This window comes from Spirillospora sp. NPDC029432, from assembly GCF_040703975.1.
Taxonomy (GTDB): domain Bacteria; phylum Actinomycetota; class Actinomycetes; order Streptosporangiales; family Streptosporangiaceae; genus Spirillospora.
Genome location: NZ_JBEZWH010000022.1, coordinates 1 through 22,317 on the forward strand (window position 1 = coordinate 1; position 22,317 = coordinate 22,317).

4 protein-coding genes are annotated in these 22,317 nt (G+C 74.1%); all 4 read left to right on the forward strand.

Features of this window, described 5'->3' with window-relative positions; genetic code table 11:
• The coding region (locus tag AB0881_RS19240; protein WP_366618293.1) for an AMP-binding protein at positions 1-701 on the forward strand (701 nt) is incomplete at its 5' end.
• Positions 702-1,145: 444 nt separating this feature from the next.
• A complete protein-coding gene (locus AB0881_RS19245; RefSeq protein WP_366618295.1) occupies positions 1,146-10,715 on the forward strand; it encodes an amino acid adenylation domain-containing protein in 9,570 nt (3,189 codons plus the stop codon).
• Complete coding sequence (locus AB0881_RS19250) at positions 10,712-18,346, forward strand: amino acid adenylation domain-containing protein (RefSeq protein WP_366618297.1); 7,635 nt, start codon at positions 10,712-10,714, stop codon at positions 18,344-18,346. The genes AB0881_RS19245 and AB0881_RS19250 overlap by 4 nt, the downstream gene beginning before the upstream one ends.
• Positions 18,343-22,284, forward strand: a complete 3,942-nt coding sequence (locus tag AB0881_RS19255; protein WP_366618299.1) for an amino acid adenylation domain-containing protein — start codon at positions 18,343-18,345, stop codon at positions 22,282-22,284. Before AB0881_RS19250 ends, AB0881_RS19255 begins: the two co-directional genes overlap by 4 nt.
• Positions 22,285-22,317: the final 33 nt, after the last annotated feature.

Sequence of the window (22,317 nt, forward strand, 5' to 3'; positions counted from 1 at the left end):
GCCGCCGCCACCAGCAGCAGCGTCTGGCAGGCCGCCGGCATGCGGCTGACCTGGCCGTGGAACGCCAGCCGCAGGCGGCCGGTGAGGGGGAGCGCGCGGCGCTGGCCGGCCTGCGGTGGATGATCGCCACCGGCGAGGAGCTGCCCGCCGAGCTGGCGCGCCGCTGGCTCGCCGCGGTGCCGCACGCCCGGCTGCTGAACGCCTACGGCCCCACCGAGTGCTCCGACGACGTCACCCACCACACCGTCACGGCCGCCGACCTGGACCTGCTCCGCCTGCCGATCGGCACCCCGATCCCCGGCTCGCGGCTGTACGTGCTGCGCCGCGACGGCGACGGCGACGGCGGGGACGGGACGTGGACGGCCTGCGACGCCGGCGAGACGGGCGAGCTGTTCGTCGGCGGCGTCTGCGTCGGCCGCGGCTACCTGGGCGACTTCGACCGCACCCGCGACGCCTTCTACCAGGACCCCTTCGAGGACGGCCCCACCGGCCGGCTCTACCGGACCGGCGACGCGGTGCGGCTGCTGCCGGCGGGCGCGGGCGGCGAGGACCGCCCCGTGCTGCAGTACCTGGGCCGGGTGGACCGCCAGGTGAAGATCTCCGGCGTCCGGATGGAGCTCGGCGAGATCGAGGCGGTGCTGCAGCGGCACCCGTCGGTGGGCGCCGCCGCCGTTGTGGTGCACGAGTACCCCGCCCGGTGACGGATTCGTGTACAGAGCGTGACCGCACTGACCGAAATCGGTTGTCAACCCTTGTCACTTCTGGAGCGTCCGGCGCATCCGTCGCGCGTTCCAGGGCCCGATTCTTTGTCACGGCCGTGAGTAATTCCGGATGTCAACTTCTACTTACGGGGGGATTGCGGTGCATGTGGCCTGCTGGTTGACTGTGGCCCCGCTACTCCTGAGTAGAGACGTGAACGAGCGGGGACCGCGCCGGTGCTGGAAAGCGGCTTGCCGCGGCGGCCGGCCCTCGTGCCCGGCCGCGGGGCGGGGTCGCGTCCGGCCGGCGCGCCGGCGGCACCCCCGGGGAAAGGGGCGGGGACTGTCCGACATTTGCGGGTCACTCTTCATTTCCTGTTCCGGGGTCCGGCCCGCCGCCCGTCCCCGGGTTAAGAAATACGCCTCTGATCGGGAAAGTACTGCGTGATGTCGTTGAGCGAGTTCCTTCCTCTTTCCGCCGCACAGCGCAGCGTCTGGTACGCGCAGCAACTCGCGCCGGAAACGCCGTTCCACATCGCGCAGTACATCGAGATCGAGGGCCCGGTCGACCCGGAGTTGCTGGACCGGGTGGCCCGCATCGCCGCGCACGAGGCCGAGTCCCTCAATGTGCGGCTGGCCGAGCGGGACGGCGTTCCCGGACAGCTCCTGGACCCCGCCCCGTCCGCCGCCATCCCGCTGGTCGACCTGAGCGCCCCCGCCGGGCCGGGCGCGGCGCCGGCCGACCCGCGGGCCGCCGCGCGGGCGTGGGTGCGCGACCGGATGGCGCGGCCGCTGCCGATGGACGGCGACCGCCTCTACGACACCGCGCTGCTGCGGCTGGCACCCGACCTGTACTGGTGGTTCATCCGCGCGCACCACGTGATCGGGGACGCCAGCAGCGGCTCGGTCATCAGCCGCCGGGCCGCCGAGATCTACACGACGCTGGCCCGGGGCGGCGAGTACGTCCCCGCCGAGCGCGGCTCGTACCGGACCGTCCTGGCCGAGGAGGCCGCCTACCGCGAGTCGCCCGGGTACGAGCGCGACCGCGCCTACTGGACGGAGCGGTTCGCCGACCGCCCGGTCGCGGCGAGCCTCGCCGACGACACGGCCGCACCGGCCGCCGACTACCTGAGCCGGATCGTGACGGTCCCGCCAGACGGGACCGCCGCGCTGGAGGCCGGCGCCCGCCGGCTGCGCACCGCCGCCCGCGGCCTGGCGCTCGCCGCGACGGCCGCGTACACGGCCCGGATGACCGGCACCGAGGACGTGATCCTGGGGATGGCGGTCAGCGGCCGCACCTCGGGGCTCGCCATGGAGACGCCCGCGCAGCTCGCCACGGTGCTGCCGCTGCGGGTGGCGGTACGGCCGGACATGACGGTCGAGGAGCTGGTGCGCGGCACGACCCGGGCCGCCGCGCGGGCGCTGCGGCACCAGCGCTACCGCACCGAGGACCTGCTGCGCGACCTGAAGCTGCTGGGCGAGCGCCACCGGCTGTACGGGCCGGTCATCAACATCATGGCGTTCGACTACCGGCTGGACTTCGCGGGCGTCCCGGCCCGCATGCACGCCCTCACCACCGGGCCGATCACCGACCTGTCGGTCAACATCTACGACAACCTCGACGGCGCCGGGATGCGCGTCGACTTCGAGGCGAACCCCGCCCTCTACACCGCCGAGCAGATCGCCGCCCACCAGGACCGCTACGTCCGCTTCCTGCGCGCCCTCGGCGACGCCGACCCGGGCACCCCGCTGCACGCGGTGGAGCTGATGGACGAGGCCGAGCGGCGGCGCGTCCTCCGGGAGTGGAACGACACCGCGCTGCCCGTCCGCGAGACCGTCGTCCCGCGGCTGGTGGAGGAGCAGGCCGCCGCGACCCCGGACGCGACCGCCGTCGTCGCGGGCGCCGACCGGCTCACCTACGCCGAGCTGAACGCGCGCGCCAACCGGCTCGCCCGCCACCTCATCGCGCGCGGCGCCGGCACCGAGGACTTCGTCGCGCTGGCGCTGCCGCGCACGGCCGACCTGGTGGTGGCCGCGCTGGCGGTGCTGAAGGCGGGCGCCGCGTACCAGCCGATCGACCTGGCCTACCCGCCCGACCGCGTCGCCTACATGCTCGCCGACGCCGCCCCCGCCTGCGTCATCACCACCTCGGGCGCGGACCTGCCGGGCGGGACGCCGCGCGTCGAGCTGGACCGCCTCGACCTGTCCGCGCACTCCGGCGCCGACGTCACCGACGCCGACCGGCTCCGCCCGCTGCGCCCGGCCAACCCCGCGTACGTCATCTACACCTCCGGCTCCACCGGACGGCCCAAGGGCGTGGTGATCTCGCACGCCAACGTGGTCGACTTCTGCGCCGAGTCGATGGCGAGCTACGGCCCGGACCGGATGGCCCGGGTGCTGTTCTCCACCTCGCTCAACTTCGACGTGTCGATCTTCGAGTGGCTGGTCCCGCTGACCTGCGGCGGCGAGATCGAGGTCGTCCGCGACCTGCTGGAGATCGGCGAGCGCGGCGGCTGGTCGGGCACCCTCGTCAGCGGCGTGCCGTCGGCGGTGGCGGCGCTGCTCGCCCGCGGCGGCCTGGACCTGCGCGTCGGCGACGTCGCGCTGGGCGGCGAGGCCCTGCCGCCGCACCAGGTCCGCGACGTGCGGGCGCTGCTCCCGGACGCGCGGATCTCCAACATCTACGGCCCCACCGAGGCGACGATCTTCGTCACCGGCTGGTTCGACGACGGCAACCCGCGCGGCGTCGCGCCGATCGGCCGCCCGATGGCCAACACCCGCGCGTACGTCCTGGACGCCGCGCTGCGCCCCGTCCCCGCCGGGGTGCCGGGCGAGCTGTACGTGGCGGGCGACGGCCTGGCCCGCGGCTACCTCCGCCGCCCCGGCCTCACCGCCGACCGGTTCGTGGCCTGCCCGTTCGGCGGCCCCGGCGAGCGCATGTACCGCACCGGCGACCTCGTGCGCTGGAACGCGCGGGGGAACATCGAGTACCTGGGCCGGCTCGACCACCAGGTGAAGGTGCGCGGCTTCCGGATCGAGCTCGGGGAGATCGAGTCCGCGCTCGCCGCCCACCCCGGCGTCGCGCAGGCCGTGGTCGTCGCCCGCCGCGACGACGCCGGCGACACCATGCTCGCCGGCTACGTCACCGGCGCGGGCGCCGCGCTCGACCCGGCCGCGCTGCGCGCGTTCGTCGCGCGGACGCTGCCCGAGTACATGGTCCCGGCCGCGGTCGTCGTGCTGGACGCGATGCCGCTCAGCCCGAACGGCAAGCTCGACCGCGCGGCCCTGCCCGCGCCCGACTTCACCGCAGCCGCCGGGAGCCGCGGCCCCCGCGACGCCCGCGAGGAGATCGTCTGCGGCATCTTCGCCGAGGTGCTCGGCCTGCCCCGGGTCGGCGTGGACGACGGCTTCTTCGACCACGGCGGCGACTCGCTCAAGGCGACCCGCGTGGTCGCCCGCGTCCGCGCCGCGCTGGGCGTCGAGCTGGCCGTCCGGGCGCTGTTCGAGTCGCCGACGCCCGCCGGGCTCGCCGAGCACATCGGCGCGGCCGGCGGCGGCGCGGCCCGCCCCACGCCGGCGGAACGTTCCGCGCACCGCCCCGACCCGATCCCCGTCTCGTACGCGCAGGAGCGGCTCTGGTTCCTCAACCGGCTCGAGGGGCCGAGCGCCACGTACAACATGCCGATCCCGCTGCGGATCACCGGCGAGCTGGACGAGGCCGCGATGCGCGCCGCGCTCCGCGACGTCGCCGCCCGCCACGAGCCGCTGCGCACGCTGTTCGCCGACCGCGACGGCGAGCCGTACCAGCGGATCCTGCCGCCCGGGGACGCCGCCCCGCCGCTGATCACCGGCATGCTCGCGGCCGGCGACCTCCGCGAGGCGGTCTTCGCGGACGCGACCCGCGGGTTCGACCTCGCCGCCGAGCCGCCGCTGCGCGCCCACCTCTACCGCGCCGCGCCCGGCGAGCACCTGCTGCTGCTCGTCCTGCACCACATCGCGGGCGACGGCTGGTCGATGGCGCCGCTCGCGAAGGACCTCATCACCGCCTACCTGGCCCGCCGCGACGGCGCCGCGCCCGAATGGGCGCCGCTGCCCGTCCAGTACGCCGACTACGCGATCTGGCAGCGGGAGCTGCTGGGCGCCGAGGACGACCCGGACAGCCTGGCCGCGCGGCAGCTCGCGTACTGGACCAAGGCCCTGTCCGGCCTGCCCGACCACCTCGCCCTCCCGGCCGACCGGCCGCGCCCCGAGCAGGCGTCCTACCGCGGCGCCCAGGCCCGCTTCCAGGTGCCCGGCGAGGTGTACGGGCGGCTGGCCGCGGTCGCCCGCGCGAACCAGGTCAGCGTGTTCATGGTGCTCCAGGCCGCGCTCGCCGCGCTGCTCACCCGCCTCGGCGCGGGCACGGACGTGCCGATCGGCTCCCCGGTCGCCGGCCGCACCGACCAGAGCCTCGACGACCTGGTCGGCGTCTTCGTCAACACGCTGGTGCTGCGGACCGACACCGGCGGGAACCCCGAGTTCACCGAGCTGCTCGGCCGCGTCCGGGAGACCGACCTGGCCGCGTACGCCAACCAGGACGTGCCGTTCGAGCGCATCGTCGAGGCCGTCAACCCGGCCCGCTCGCTCTCCCGCCACCCGCTGTTCCAGGTCATGCTCACCCTCCAGAACAACCCCGAGGCCGTGGTCGAGCTGCCGGGCCTGACCGTCGCCGCCGAGCCGGTCGACACCGGGGTCGCCAAGTTCGACCTGGAGTTCCTGCTGGAGGAGGACGCGGACGGGGACGGGCTCGCCGGGACGCTGGAGTACGCGCTCGACCTGTTCGACCCGGCGACCGCCGAGCGGCTCGCCGCCTGGTACGTCCACGCCCTGGACGTCCTGACCGCCGACCCCGCCACCACGGTCGAGGCCCTCGACCTGCCCGGCCTCGTCCCGGCGGCGGCCCCGCGCACCGCCCCCGCCGAGGCGGGGGTCAAGCGGCTGGTCGCGTACGTCGTCGCCGCGCCCGGCCGCACCGCGGACCCGGAGGAGCTGCGCGCCCACGTCCGCGAGAGCCTGCCCGAGTCGATGGTGCCCGCGGCCGTCGTCGTGCTCGACGCGATGCCCCTCACCCCCAACGGCAAGGTCGACACCAAGGCGCTGCCGAGGCCGGAACTCGCCGCGCCCTCCTCGGCGGCGCCGTACCGGGCGCCGCGCGACGCCCGCGAGGAGGCCGTCGCCGCCGTCTTCGCCGACCTTCTCGGCACCGCCCGGGTCGGGATCGACGACGACTTCTTCGAGCTGGGCGGGAACTCGCTCATCGCGATGCGGGTGATCAGCCGGATCCGCCGCGTCCTGGACACCGAGATTCCCGTCCGGGCCCTGTTCGAGGCCCCGACCGCCGCCCGGCTGGCCGCCCGCCTGGACGAGCTCGCCGCCGGCGCCGGCCGCCGCCCGCCGCTGGAACGGCGCGAGCGCCCGGCCGTCGTCCCGCCGTCGTACGCGCAGCAGCGGCACTGGTTCCTCAACCGCTTCGAGGGCCCGTCCGCCACCTACAACATGCCGATCGCGCTGCGCATCCGCGGCGAGCTGGACCCCGACGCCCTCCGTGCCGCGCTCGGCGACGTCGTCGAACGGCACGAGACGCTGCGCACGATCCTGCCCGACAGCGGCGGCGTCCCCCGCCAGCGGATCCTCGACCCGGCCGCCGCCCGGCCCGCCCTGGAGATCGTCGACACCACGCCCGCCGCGCTCCCCGCCCGGCTCGGCGCGGCCGCCGGCCACCCGTTCGACATCTCCGCCGAACCGCCCCTGCGCGCCCACCTCTTCCGCCTCGGCCCCGGCGAGCAGGTCGTCCTCCTGCTCCTGCACCACATCGCGTGCGACGGCTGGTCGATGGCGCCGCTGGCGCGGGATGTGATCGCGGCGTATGCGGCGCGTGCGGGGGGTTCTGTGCCGGTGTGGGCGGGGTTGCCGGTGCAGTATGCGGATTACACGTTGTGGCAGGAGGAGTTGTTCGGGTCGGAGGACGATCCGGAGAGTCTGGTGTCGCGGCAGATCGCGTACTGGAAGGACGCGCTGGCCGGTCTCCCGGAGGAGCTGGCGCTGCCAGTGGACCGTCCGCGTCCCGCGGAGGCGTCCTACCGCGGCGGCACCACCCGCTTCCGCCTCGGCCCCGAGGTGCGCGACGCCCTCCTCGCGCTCGCCCGCGAGACCGGGGCCAGCCCGTTCATGGTCGCCCAGGCCGCCTTCGCCGCGCTGCTGACGCGGATGGGTGCGGGTACGGATGTGCCCATTGGTTCGCCGATCGCGGGTCGTACGGATGAGGCCCTCGATGATCTGGTCGGCATGTTCGTCAACATGCTCGTCTTCCGTACCGATACCTCGGGGGATCCGTCGTTCCGGGAGTTGGTGGCGCGGGTCAAGGAGGCGGATCTGGGCGCGTATGCGCATCAGGACGTCCCGTTCGAGCGCCTTGTCGAGGTGTTGAACCCGCCGCGCCATCTCGGCCGCCATCCCCTGTTCCAGGTCGGCCTGACCTTCCAGAACAACCCCGAGGCGAAACTGGAGATGCCCGGCTTCACCGCCGAGTTCGAACCGCTGCACGCCGGCGTCGCCCGCTTCGACCTGCTGATGGTCCTCACCGAGCGGGACGACCACCTGGACGGCGAGCTGGAGTACGCCCTCGACCTGTTCGACCCCGCGACCGCCGAACGGCTCACCGCCCGCTTCGAGCGCTACCTCGCCGCCCTGCTGGCCGACCCCGGCACCCGCATCGGCACCCCCGGCATCCTCGACCCCGCCGAACGCACCACGCTCCTGGACGAGTGGGCGGGCGGCCGGGAGTCGTTCGAGTCGGGGACGATTCCGGGGTTGTTCGAGGCGGTGGCGGCGGAGCGTCCGGGTGCGGTGGCGGTGTCGTTCGAGGGGCGTTCGCTGACGTACGGGGAGCTGAACGCGTGGGCGAACCGCCTGGCGCGCACGCTGGTCGAACGCGGCGCCGGCCCCGAACGCTCGGTCGCGCTGCGCCTGCCGCGCTCACTTGAGCTGGTCGTGGCCGTGCTGGCGGTGCTGAAGAGCGGGGCGGCGTACGTCCCGATCGACCCCGACTATCCGGCCGACCGCATCGCCTCCATGCTGGAGGACGCCGACCTGGTGATGACGGCCGACTCCGTACAGAGCTGCGACCGCTACCCGGACACGAACCTCGATGTCCCGATCTCGCCGGACAACCCGGCGTACGTCATCTACACGTCGGGTTCGACGGGACGTCCGAAGGGGGTCGTCGTTCCACACGGGAACGTGGTGCGGTTGCTGCGTTCGACGGAGGACTGGTTCGCATTCGGCCCGGATGATGTGTGGACGTTGTTCCACTCGTATGCGTTCGACTTCTCGGTGTGGGAGCTGTGGGGCTCGCTGCTGTACGGCGGCCGCCTGGTCGTCGTCCCCTACCTGACCTCGCGTTCTCCCGAGGATTTCCTGCGGCTGCTGGAGTCTGAGCAGGTCACGGTCCTGAATCAGACACCCTCGGCGTTCTACCAGCTGATGGCCGCCGACCGAGACAACCCCGGCACGGACCTGTCGGCGCTGCGGTACGTGATCTTCGGTGGTGAGGCGCTGGAGCTGGGCCGCCTGGAGGATTGGTACTCCCGGCACCCGGACACGGCCCCGACGCTGGTGAACATGTACGGCATCACCGAGACCACGGTGCATGTGTCGTACCTCGAATTGGACCGCGCTTATGCGGCCAACGCCCCAGGCAGTGTCATCGGCACCAGTATCCCCGACCTGCGGGTCTACGTTCTGGACGACCGCCTCCAGCCAGCCCCTGCCGGTGTGGTCGGTGAGTTGTACGTCGCTGGCCCCGGTCTGGCGCGCGGCTACCTCAATCGCCCGGACCTGACGGCGGAGCGCTTCGTCGCCGACCCGTACGGCGTACCCGGTACTCGCATGTATCGCACGGGTGACCTGGGGCGGTGGCTGACGGACGGGCGTCTCGAATACCTGGGCCGTTCCGATCAGCAGGTGCAGTTGCGCGGGTTCCGGATCGAGCCGGGCGAGATCGAGGCGGTTCTGGCCCGCCACGAAGCCGTCTCCGACGTGGCGGTCATCGTCCGCGACGAGCGTCTGATCGCCTACATCGTCGGCACCGACGACGACCTGCGCGCCCACGCCGCCCGCTTCCTTCCCTCCCACATGGTCCCGGCCGCGATCGTCGAACTCGACGCGCTCCCGCTGACCCCGAACGGGAAACTGGATCGCAAGGCGCTCCCAGACCCCGACTTCTCCGCCAAGGTCTCCGACCGCGCCCCGCGCACCCCGCAGGAGGAGACCCTCGCGGCCCTGTTCGCCGAGGTGCTCAACCTCGAACGGGTCGGGATCGACGACGGGTTCTTCGACCTGGGCGGCGACTCCATCATCGCCATCCAGCTCGTCTCCCGCGCCCGCCAAGCCGGACTGGTCATCTCGCCCCGCGAGGTCTTCCAGCACCAGACCGTCGAAGGACTCGCCGCCATCGCCCGTCCGGCGGGCGAGGACGAGGCCGTCGAGATCGAGCCCCCGGGTACAGCGGTGGGGCCGGTGCCGGTCACGCCGATCGTGGCGTGGCTGCGGGAGCGGGTCGGCGGCGACGTGTCGCTGATCAAGGGGTTCCACCAGTCGATGCTGCTGCGCACGCCCCCCGACCTCGGTACGGACCGCCTCGCGGACGCGCTCCAGACGCTGCTCGACCACCACGACGCGCTCCGGCTCCGCCTGGACGTTCCGGGCGGCGACGACGGCGGCGGCGGCGAGCGCTGGGAGCCGGTCGTCCAGGAGCCGGGGACGGTCGACGCGCGCGAGCTGGTCACCCGGATCGACGCCGCCGGCCTGGACGCCGACAAGCTCGCCGCGGTCGTCGCCGAGCAGGCGGCCGCCGCCCGCGACCGGCTCGACCCGGTGGCGGGGACGATGGCGCAGCTGGTGTGGTTCGACGCGGGGGAGGCGCAGGGGCGCCTGCTCGTCCTCCTGCACCACCTGGTCGTGGACGGGGTGTCGTGGCGGATCCTGCTGCCCGACCTGGTCACGGCGTGGGCGGGGCTGGAGCTCCAGCCGGTCGGCACCTCCTACCGGCGGTGGGCGCAGCGGCTCCGGGCCGCCGTCCGGCCGGAGGACCTGGACGACTGGCTCGACATCGCGGACGGCCCGGAGCAGCGGATCGCCGCCCGCCCGCTCGACCCGCGCGTCGACATCGCGGCCCGGACGCGCTCGATCCGGCTGGAGCTGCCCGCCGACGTCACCGGGCCGCTGCTCACCGACGTGCCCGCCGCGTTCCACGGCCGCGTGAACGACGTGCTCCTCACCGGCCTGGCCCTCGCCGTGAACCAGTGGCGCAGGCACCACGGCCGCGGCGGCCGCGGCACCGGCGTGCTGATCGACCTGGAGGGCCACGGCCGCGAGGACGTCGTCCCCGGCATGGACCTGTCCCGCACGGTGGGCTGGTTCACCTCGATCCATCCCGTCCGCCTGGACGCGGGACCGGCCGACTGGAGCGAGGTGCGCGACGGCGGACCGGCCGCCGGCGCCGCGCTGAAGAAGGTCAAGGAGCAGCTGCGCGCCGTTCCCGAGGGCATCGGGTACGGGCTGCTGCGCCACTTCGGGGACGGCGACGCCGGGGAGCTGGCAGAGCTGCCGCCCGCGCAGATCGCGTTCAACTACCTGGGCCGGATCGTGCCCGGCGGTGACGGCGGCGAGGGCGCCGACTGGACGGTCGCGCCCGAGGAGCCGCCGCCGGGCGAGGACCCGAGGATGCCGGTCGCGCACGTCCTGGAGATCAACGCCATCGCGCACGACGCCCTGTCCGCGACGTGGACGTGGCCGGACGGGCTGCTGGCCGAGGAGGAGGTGCGGGAGCTGGCCGAGGACTGGTTCGCGGCGCTGCGCGGCCTGGTCGCGCACGTGGCCGCCGGGGACGGCGACGGGTTCACCCCCTCCGACCTGCTGGTGGAGCTGGACCAAGCGGAGATCGACAAGCTGCAGGACGCCTGGAGGGAACGGAATTGAACCGGGGGGACCTCGAGGACATCCTGCCGCTGTCACCGCTCCAGCAGGGGTTCTTCTTCCACGCGCTGTTCGACCGCGCGGACTCCGACGTCTACACGGCGCAGATCGTCCTCGATCTCGAAGGGCCGCTGGACGTGCCGGCGCTGCGCACCGCCGCCGCGACGCTGCTGCGCCGCCACTCCAACCTGCGCGCCGCGTTCTGGCACGAGGACCTGTCGCGCCCCGTCCAGGTCGTCCCGCGCGAGGTGGAGCTGCCGTGGGAGGAGACGGCCGCGGCGTCCGAGGCCGAGGCGGACGCGGTGGTGGCGCGGGAACGGGCCCGCGGGTTCGACGTCACCGACCCGCCGCTGCTGCGGTTCGTGCTGGTCAGGACGGCCGCCGACCGGCACCGGCTGATCCTCACCAACCACCACATCCTCCTCGACGGCTGGTCCACGCCGATCCTGGCGACCGAGCTGTTCCTGCTGTACGTGCAGGGCGGCCACGACACGGGGCTGCCGCGCGTCACCCCGTACAAGAGCTACCTCGCCTGGCTCGCGAAGCAGGACCGGGGCGCGGCCGCGGAGGCGTGGCGGCGCGCGCTGGACGGCGTGGACGAGCCCAGCCTCGTCGCGCCCGAGGCGGCCGGCCGCCCGCCGGTGCCGCCGCGCGCCGTGACGGCCGCGCTGGACGAGCGGCTGACGAGGCGGCTCGAACGCGCCGCCCGCCGGCACGGCGCCACGCTCAGTACCGTGCTGCAGGGCGCGTGGGGCCTGGTCCTGGGCCGTCTGCTCGGCCGCGACGACGTCGTCTTCGGCGCCACCGTCTCCGGCCGCCCGCCGGAGCTGCCGGGCATCGAGCAGATGGTCGGGCTGTTCATCAACACGCTGCCGATCCGCGTCCGCTACCGGGACGGGGAGCCGATCGGCGCGCTGATGGAGCGGCTCCAGGACGAGCAGACCGAGCTGCTGCCGCACCACCACCTCGGCCTCACCGAGATCCAGCGGGCGGCGGGCCATCGCGGCGCGCTGTTCGACACGATGACGGTGCTGGAGAACTACCCGTTCGACCCGGCGTCCATGGACGGCTCGCTCAACGGCGTGCGGATCGCCGCCGCCGACTCCTACGACGCCACCCACTTCCCGCTGTCGTTCGTCGCGGTCCCCGAGGCCGAGCTGTCGCTGCGCCTGCACTACCGGCCCGACGTGGTCGAACGGGAGGTCGCGGAGGCGCTGCTGTCCCGCGTCCGCGCGTTCCTGGAGGCGTTCGCCGCCGACTCCTCCCGCCCGATCGGCGCGGTCGAGTTGGGCGGCGCGGACGAGCGCGCCCGGCTCGCCGCCTGGAACGGCACGGCCGAACCCGCCGCCCCCGCCGGCGACCGCACGGTGGTGACGCTGTTCGAGGAGCAGGCGGCCAGGACACCGGACGAGGTCGCGCTGGTCCGCGGCGCCGAGTCGCTGACGTACGCCGACCTCAACGCCCGCGCCAACCGGCTCGCCCACGACCTGATCGCGCGCGGGATCGGCCCCGAGGACCGCGTCGCGCTCGTCCTCCCGCGCACCCCCGAGATCGTCGCAGCGATCCTCGGCGTGCTCAAGGCGGGCGCCGCGTACGTGCCGATCGACCCCGAGTACCCGCCCGGGCGGATCGCCGACCTGCTCGACGACTGCCGTCCCGCCCGCACGCTCCGGCCCGGCGACGCCGCGGCCGCCGCCGGGCCGGACCACGACCCCGTCCCCGGCCGGGCCCGCCCCGGGAACGCCGCGTACGTCATCTACACCTCCGGCTCCACCGGCCGCCCCAAGGGCGTCACCGTCCCGCACCAGGGGATCCTCGGCTACTACGAGGCGCACCGGGACGCGTTCTTCGCCTCCGTGACCGCCGCGCACGGCGCGGGCCGCCGGCTGCGCTTCGCCCACCTGGCGTCGTTCTCCTTCGACACCTCGTGGATGGGCCTGCTGTGGATGCTGCACGGCCACGAGCTGCACCTCATCGACGACGAGACCCGCCGCGACGCCGCCGCGTACACCGCGTACGTGGAACGCGCCCGGATCGACCTGGTCAACACCACGCCGTCGCACTTCCGCGCGCTGCGCGAGGCGGGACTGCTGGACGGCGCCGGCGGCCGCCACCGCCCGTCCCAGCTGCTCCTCGGCGGCGAGCCGATCGACGGCGCGCTGTGGACCGAGCTGCGCGCCCTGACCGGCGTGACCGCCCGCAACTTCTACGGCCCCACCGAGTCGACCGTCGACACCATGAACGCCCTCGTGGCGAGCAGCGGCACGCCCACGGTCGGCGCCCCGTACCGCGCCACCCGCGCCTACGTCCTGGACGCGGCGCTCCAGCCCGCACCGGCCGGTGTCCCCGGCGAGCTGTACCTGGCGGGTGCGCAACTGGCGCGCGGCTACCTGGACCGGCCCGGCCTGACCGCCGAGCGGTTCGTGGCCGACCCGTTCGGCGCGCCCGGCGACCGCATGTACCGCACCGGCGACCGCGCGCGGTGGCGGCCGGACGGGACCATCGAGCACCTCGGCCGGGTGGACGACCAGGTCAAGGTCCGCGGCTTCCGGATCGAGCCGGGCGAGATCGAGAGCGTGCTCGGCGCGTACCCGGGCGTGGGCCGGGCGGTCGTCGTCGTCCGCGACCAGCGCCTCGCCGGGTACGTCGTGCCCGCCGACCTCGACCTGGCCGCGCTGCGCCGGCACGCCACCGAACGCCTGCCCGCCCACATGGTCCCTGTGCTCACCGCACTCGACGAGCTGCCGCTCACCGTGAACGGCAAGCTCGACAAGGCCGCGCTGCCCGAGCCCGGCGGCGCCGCCGCCGTCACCCGCGCGCCGCGCTCGCCGCAGGAGGAGATCCTGTGCGGGCTGTTCGCCGAGGTGCTGGGCGTGTCCCGGGTCGGCGTGGACGACGGGTTCTTCGACCTCGGCGGCGACTCGCTCACCGCGACCCGGCTGGTCGGCCGGATCCGCTCCGCGCTGGGCGCCGAGCTGCCCGTCCGGGCCCTGTTCGAGGCCCCGACCCCCGCCCGGCTGGCCGAACGGGCCGCCGCCGCGTCCGGCTCCGCGCGCCCCGCCCTGGAAGCCCGGCCGGACCGGCCCGCCGTGGTCCCGCTGTCATACGCGCAGCAGCGCCTCTGGTTCCTCAACCGCTTCGAGGGCCGCTCCGCGACGTTCAACATGCCGGCCGCGCTCCGCCTGAACGGCACCCTCGACCACGACGCCCTCCGCGCCGCGCTCGCCGACGTCGCCGAACGGCACGAGACACTGCGGACGATCTTCCCCGACACCTCCGGGACGCCCCGCCAGCTCGTCCTCGACACCGCGACCGCGCGCCCCGCCCTCACCGTCACCGCGACCGACGAGGCCCGGCTGCCCGCCGCGCTCGCCGCCGCGGCCGGCCACGGCTTCGACCTGTCGATCGAACCCCCGCTGCGCGCCGCCCTGTTCTCCCTCGGCCCGGACTCGCACGTCCTGCTGCTCGTCCTGCACCACATCGCGTGCGACGGCTGGTCGATGGCGCCGCTGGCGCGGGATGTGATCTCGGCGTATGCGGCGCGTGCGTCGGGTTGCGCGCCGGTGTGGGCGGGGTTGCCGGTGCAGTATGCGGATTACACGTTGTGGCAGGAGGAGTTGTTCGGGTCGGAGGACGATGCGGAGAGTCTGGTGTCGCGGCAGATCGCGTACTGGAAGGACGCGCTGGCCGGTCTGCCGGAGGAGCTGGCGCTGCCGGCGGATCGGCCGCGTCCGGCCGAGGCGTCCTACCGCGGCGGCACCGTGTCCTTCGAGTTGGACGCCGAACTCCACGCCGGGCTCCTCAAACTGGCCCGGGAGTCCGGCGCGAGCCTGTTCATGGTGACCCAGGCCGCCTACGCGGCCCTGCTGACGCGGATGGGTGCGGGTACGGATGTGCCGATCGGTTCGCCGATCGCGGGTCGTACGGACGAGGCCCTGGATGATCTGGTCGGCATGTTCGTCAACATGCTCGTCCTGCGCACGGATACCTCGGGGGATCCGTCGTTCCGGGAGTTGGTGGCGCGGGTCAAGGAGGCGGATCTGGGCGCGTACGCGCATCAGGACGTTCCGTTCGAGCGCCTTGTCGAGGTGTTGAACCCGCCGCGCCATCTTGGCCGCCATCCCCTGTTCCAGGTCGGCCTGACCTTCCAGAACAACCCCGAGGCGAAACTGGAACTCGACGGCCTCAGCGGCGGCGCCGAACCCCTCCCCGCCACCGTCGCCAAGTACGACCTGTCCCTCTACCTGGAGGAACGGCACGGCGAGGACGGCGCCCCCGCCGGGATCGAGGCCGGTCTCGAATACGCCCTCGACCTGTTCGACCCCGCCACCGCCGGCGCGCTCGCCGCCCGCTTCGAACGGCTCGTCCGCGAACTCGTCGCCGACCCCGACGCCCCGATCGGCACCGCCGAGATCCTCGACCGCTCCGAACGCCGCACCCTGCTCAAGAAGTGGGCGGGTGGCCGGGAGTCGTTCGAGTCGGGGACGATTCCGGGGTTGTTCGAGGCGGTGGCGGCGGAGCGTCCGGGTGCGGTGGCGGTGTCGTTCGAGGGGCGTTCGCTGACGTACGGGGAGCTGAACGCCTGGGCCAACCGCCTCGCGCGCTCCCTCGTCGCCCAGGACGCCGGACCGGAACGGTTCGTCGCGCTGCGCCTGCCGCGCTCTCTTGAGCTGGTCGTGGCCGTGCTGGCGGTGCTGAAGAGCGGGGCGGCGTACGTCCCGATCGACCCCGAGTACCCGGCCGACCGGATCGCGTACGTCCTGGACGACGCGCGCCCGGTACTGACCGTCGACGAGGTGGGAGCGTGCGAGGAGTACGCCGCGACCGACCTCGGGGTGCCCCTGTCACCGGACAATCCGGCGTACGTCATCTACACGTCGGGTTCGACGGGTCGTCCGAAGGGGGTCGTCGTTCCACACGGGAACGTGGTGCGGCTGTTGCGTTCTACGGAGGGGTGGTTCGGGTTCGGCCCGGATGATGTGTGGACGTTGTTCCACTCGTATGCGTTCGACTTCTCGGTGTGGGAGCTGTGGGGTGCGCTGCTGTACGGCGGCCGCCTGGTCGTCGTCCCCTACCTGACCTCGCGTTCTCCCGAGGATTTCCTGAGGCTGCTGGAGTCTGAGCAGGTCACGGTCCTGAATCAGACGCCGTCGGCGTTCTACCAGCTGATGGCCGCCGACCGAGACAACCCCGGCACGGACCTGTCGGCGCTGCGGTACGTGATCTTCGGTGGTGAGGCGCTGGAGCTGGGCCGCCTGGAGGATTGGTACTCCCGGCACCCGGACACAGCCCCGGCGCTGGTGAACATGTACGGCATCACAGAAACCACCGTGCACGTCTCCTACGTCGAGCTGGACCGCGCGTACGCGGCGACGGCACCCGGCAGCGTGATCGGGACTGGACTTCCGGATCTCCGCGTCTACGTTCTGGACGACCGCCTCCAGCCAGCCCCCGCCGGTGTGGTCAGTGAGTTGTACGTCGCGGGCCCTGGCCTGGCGCGCGGCTACCTCAACCGCCCCGATCTGTCGGCGGAGCGTTTCATCGCCGACCCGTACGGGGCGCCGGGCACCCGCATGTACCGCACAGGCGACCTGGGGCGGTGGCTGCCGGACGGCCGTCTCGAATATCTAGGCCGTTCCGATCAGCAGGTGCAGTTGCGCGGGTTCCGCATCGAACCCGGAGAGATCGAGGCCGTCCTGGCCCGCCACGAAGCCGTCAACGACGTCGCCGTGATCGTCCGCGACGGGCGCCTGATCGCCTACATCGTCGGCACCGACGACGACCTGCGCGGCCATGCGGCCAAGCATCTGCCCTCCCACATGGTCCCGGCGGCCGTCGTCCGGCTCGACGCGCTGCCGCTCACCGCCAACGGGAAGCTGGACCGCAGGGCGCTTCCGGACCCCGATTTCTCGGCCAAGGTCTCCGACCGTGCCCCGCGCACCCCGCAGGAGGAGACCCTCGCCGCCCTGTTCGCTGAGGTGCTCAATCTCGAACGGGTCGGGATTGACGACGGGTTCTTCGACCTGGGCGGCGACTCCATCATCGCCATCCAGCTCGTCTCCCGCGCCCGCCAAGCCGGACTCGTCATCTCACCCCGCGAGGTCTTCCAGCACCAGACCGTCGAAGAACTCGCCGCCATCGCCCGCCCCGCCGAGCAGGCCGAAACCGTCGAGGCCGAGCCGCCCGGCGCCGGGATCGGGCTCGTTCCGCCGACGCCGATCATGCGGTGGTTCCAGGAGGAGCTGAACGGGCCGGTCGACGACTACAGCCAGCGGATGCTGCTCCAGGTCCCGCCCGCCCTCGACCTCGCCGATCTGACCCGCGCGCTCCAGACGCTGCTCGACCACCACGACATGCTCCGGCTCCGCGTCCGCGGCGCGGAGTTCGAGGTGGCCGAGCCGGGCACGGTGGACGCCGCCGCGCTCGCCGAACGCGTCGACATCACCGGCCTGGACGGCGAGGAGCTGCGCACCGTCCTCGCCGACGGCGCCGCCGCGGCCCGCCGCCGGCTCGATCCCGCCGCCGGCGTCATGGTCCGGATGGTGTGGTTCGACGCGGGGCCGGAGCGTTCCGGACGGCTGCTGCTGACCCTGCACCACCTGGTCGTGGACGGGGTGTCGTGGCGGATCCTGCTGCCCGACCTGGTCACGGCGTGGGCCGGCGGAGAGCTGGAGCCCGTCCCCACCTCCTACCGCCGGTGGGCGCAGCGGCTGCTCGCCGAGGCGTCCAGCCCGGAGCGCGCCGCCGAGGTGCCGCTGTGGACGGAGATCCTCGCCACCCCGGACCCGCTCCTCGGCGACCGGCCCCTCGACCCGGCCGCGGACACGTTCGGGACCGCGCGGCACCTGACCGTGGAGCTGCCGCCGGAGGTGACCGGGCCGCTGCTCACCGACGTGCCCGCCGCGTGGAACGCCCGCGTGAACGACGTGCTGCTCACGGCGCTCGCGCTGGCCGTCGCCGGCTGGCGGGGGAGCGACCGGACGGCCGTCCTCGTCGATCTCGAAGGGCACGGCCGGGAGGAGATCGTCCCGGGCGTGGACCTGTCCCGCACGGTGGGCTGGTTCACCACGATCCTCCCCGTCCGGCTGGACCCGGGAACGGTCGACCCGGCCGAGGTCCGCGAGGGCGGGCAGGGCGTCGGCACGGCGCTGAAGAAGATCAAGGAGCAGCTCCGCGAGATCCCCGACAACGGCATCGGGTACGGCCTGCTGCGCCCGCACCTGTCCGGTTCCGCGCGCACGCCGCAGATCGCGTTCAACTACCTGGGCCGCAGCCCCGCCGCCGAGGCGACCGACTGGGGCCCGGCGGACGCGGCGGAGAGCCGGGCGCTCGGCGGCGGCCAGGACGGCGCGCTCGCGCTCGTCCACGCGGTCGAGGTCAACGCCCACACCCGCGACCTCCCCGGCGGCCCGGAGCTGTCGGCCACCTGGACGTGGGCGCCCGGCGTCCTGGACGAGGCGCGCGTCCGCGACCTGGCCGGGCGCTGGTGCGCGGCGCTGCGCGGGCTGGTCGCGCATGTCGAGGAGGGGAGGGGCGGCGGCTTCACGCCGTCCGACCTGGAGCTGGTGTCGGTGAGCCAGGACGAGATCGACGAACTGGCCGCGGAGCTGGCCGCCGAAGAGGAGTGGGATTGACCGCGCAGCAGAAGAGGTCCCAGCTGGAGGACATCCTGCCGCTGTCGCCGTTGCAGGAGGGGCTGTTCTTCCACGCCCTCTACGACGACGCCGGCGGGGACGTCTACACGGCGCAGATCGTGTTCGACCTGCGCGGGCCGCTCGACACGGCCGCGCTGCGCGCGGCCGCCGCGGCGCTGCTGCGCCGGCACGCCAACCTGCGGGCCGGGTTCCGGCAGCGGAAGGAGGGCGGCGCCGTCCAGGTCGTGCACCGCCAGGTACGGCTGCCGTGGGAGGAGATCGACCTCTCCGCCGCGGCCGACCGGGAGGGCGAGGCCGCCCGGATCGCGGACCGGGAGCGGGCCCGCCCGTTCGACATGGCCAGGCCGCCGCTGCTGCGCTTCACGCTCCTCAAGCTGGCCGCCGGCCTGCACCGGATGGTGTTCACCCACCACCACATCCTGCTGGACGGCTGGTCCATGCCGGTGCTCCAGACCGAGCTGTTCGCGCTCTACCTGGCGGGCGGCGACGACACCGGGCTGCCGCGCGTCACCCCGTACAAGAACCACCTGGCCTGGCTCGCCCGGCAGGACCGCGCCGCCGCCGAGGACGCCTGGCGCCGCGCGCTCGCCGGGGTGGACGAGCCGACGCTGGCCGCCGGGCGCACGCCAGCCGCCGGACCCGGGACCGATCCCGGCGCCCCGCCCGAACGCGTCCGCGTCCGGCTGGACGAGGAGCTGACCGCCGCGCTCACCGCCCGCGCCCGCGCCGAGGGCGTCACGCTCAACACCGTCCTCCAGCTCGGCTGGGGCCTGCTGCTCGGGGCCCTCACCGGCCGCACCGACGTGGTGTTCGGCGCCGCCGTCTCCGGCCGCCCGCCGGAGCTGCCCGGCGTGGAGCAGATGATCGGGCTGTTCATCAACACCGTCCCGGTCCGGGTCCGGGTGCGGCCCGGCGACACCGTCGCGGCGGCGCTGGCGCGGCTGCAGGACGAGCAGGCCGACCTCCTCGTCCACCACCATCTCGGGCTGGCCGACATCCAGCGGCTCACCGCGGCCGGCGGGACGCTGTTCGACACGATGACGGTGCTGGAGAACTACCCGTTCGACCCGGACGCGGCCGGAACGGACCTCGGCGGGCTCACCGTCCACGGCGTGGACGGCTACGACGCCAGCCACTACCCGTTCACGTTCGCGGCCGTGCCGGGGCCCCGGCTGGCGCTGCGGATGGACTACCGGCCCGGCGTCTGCACGGCGGCCCAGGCCGAGACGATCATGCGGCGGTTCGTGCGGATCCTGGAGGCCGTCGCGCACCGGCCCGACCTGCCCGTGGGCCGCGTGGACGTCCTCGACGACGAGGAGCGCGCCGCGCTGCTGGACCGCCGGCAGGGAACGGCGACCGGCCGCGCCCCGGCCACGATCACCGAACGCTTCGCCGAGCAGGTGGCGCGGTGCCCGGACGCCCCCGCAGTGCGCGCCGCCGACGGGACGGCCCTCACCTACGCGGAGCTGGACGAACGCGCCGGCCGGCTCGCCCGCCGCCTGACCGTCCTCGGCGTCCGCGCCGAGACCCCGGTCGTGCTGCTCCTCGAACGGTCCCCCGACCTGGTCGTGGCCACCCTCGCCGTGCTGAAGGCGGGCGGCTGCTACGCGCCCGTCCACCACGGCTACCCGGCCGACCGGACGGCCTGGGCCATCGCGGAGGTCGGGGCACCGGTCCTGATCGTCGACACCGCCACGGCCGGCCGGGTGGCGGACCTCGACACCGGCGCGCACATCCTCGTCCTGGACGGCACCGGCGACTGCGACGGCGAGCCCCCGCCCGAGGCGGCGGCGCCCGTTCCGCCGCCGCATCCCGACCAGCTCGCCTGCGTGTTCTTCACCTCCGGCTCGACCGGGCTGCCCAAGGGCGTCATGCTGCGGCACCGCGACGCCGTGGACCTGGCCACCGACTCCCGCCTCCGCACCGGCGCCCACGAGCGGGTCCTGGTCCACTCCGCGCACGCCTTCGACGCCTCGGTGTACGAGCTGTGGACGCCGCTGCTGCGCGGCGGCACGGCCGTCCTCGCCCCGCCCGGCCGGCTGTCGGGCGAGGACCTCGAACGGGCCGTCGCCGCCGGCGGCGTCACCGGCCTCTTCATCACCACGACGCTGTTCAACCTCCTCGCCGAGGAGCGCCCGGAGGCGTTCGCGGGCCTGCGGGAGGTGCTGACCGGCGGCGAGGCGGGCTCGCCCGCGGCGATGCGCAAGGTGCTCGCGGCCTGCCCGGACACCGAGGTCAGCAACGTGTACGGCCCCACCGAGGCGACCACGTACACCACCCTGGCCGCGCAGCGCGCGCGGCTGGCCGACCCCGCCGAGACCACCGCCGTGCTCGGCGATCCGCTCGACGACATGCGCGTGCACGTGCTGGACGCGGGCCTGCGGCCGGTGCCGCCGGGCGTGCCGGGCGAGGCGTACATCGCGGGCGCCGGCGTCGGCCGCGGCTACCTGCGGCGCCCCGCGACGACCGCCGCGCGGTACGTCCCCGACCCGTTCGGCGCGCCGGGCGAGCGCATGTACCGGACCGGCGACCTTGTCGTGCGGCGGCCCGACGGCACGCTCGAATACCTCGACCGCGCCGACTTCCAGGTGAAGATCCGCGGGTTCCGGATCGAGCCGGGCGAGATCGAGGCGGTCATGGCCGGCCATCCCGCCGTCGCGAACGTCGCCGTCGTCGCCCGCGAGGACGCGCCCGGCGTCAAGCGCCTGGTCGCCTACGTCGTCCACCCGCCCGCCGCCGCCGTCCCGCCCGCCGAGCTGCGGGCCTACGCGGCGGAGCGGCTGCCGGAGTACATGGTCCCGGCCGCGTTCGTCCCGCTCGCCGAGCTGCCGGTCAACCCCAGCGGCAAGCTCGACCGGGACGCGCTGCCCGCGCCCGACTTCGGCGGCGCCGCCCGCGTCGGCCGCGACCCCCGCACACCCGAGGAGGAACTCCTCTGCGGGCTGTTCGCCCGCGCCCTCGGCCTGGAGAAGGTCGGCGCCGACGTCGGCTTCTTCGACCTCGGCGGCGACAGCATCAGCGCGCTGAGACTCGCCGCGCTCGCCCGCCGCGCCGAACTGGAGATCACGCCCCGGGACGTGTTCACCCACCAGACCGTGGAGGCGCTGACCCGGCTCGGCTCTCCCGAGGACCGGCTCGGCTTCGAGGTGCTGCTGCCGATCCGCACCACCGGAACCCGCCCCCCGGTCTTCTTCGTGCACCCGGCGGGCGGCCTCGCCTGGGGCTACTTCCAGTTCCAGCGGCACCTGGGCGCCGACCGCCCGATCTACGGCCTCCAGGCGCGCGCGTTCACCCAGTCGGAACTGCCCGGCTCGATCGAGGAGATGGCCGAGGACTACCTCGCGCTGATCCGCTCCGTCCGCCCGTCCGGGCCGTACCACCTGGTGGGCTGGTCGCTGGGCGGGCTGGTGGCGTACGAGATGGCGGTGCGGCTCCAGGCGGCGGGCGACGAGGTCGGCCTGCTCGGCCTCATCGACGCCTACCACGGCCAGGACCTGGAGTCGGAGCGGCGCGAGGTGCTGCCCGAACTGCTGGAGGGCATCGGGATCGACGTACGGGTGATCGCGCCCGACGGCAACCCCGACATGGCGCAGATCATGGCGGTGCTCGCCGAGCGCGGCGACGCCCTGGCCACCCTCGGCGAGGACGACCTCGTCAACGTCTACCGCAACTACGAGAACGGGCTCCGCCAGGCCGAGGCGTACCGCCCCGGACGCTTCCGCGGCGACCTGCTGTTCTTCACCGCCCTCCGGGGCCGTACGGCCGAGGCGCCCACCGCCGCGGGCAACTGGGGCCCCCTCGTCACCGGCGAGGTCGAGGACCACCCGATCGACTCCGAGCACCACCAGGTGACCGAACCGGGGCCCGTCGCCGAGATGGGCGCCGTCCTCGCCGCCCGCCTCGACAAGCTCGACTGAACCCACCCCACCGACGCGAAAGGCGGCACAACG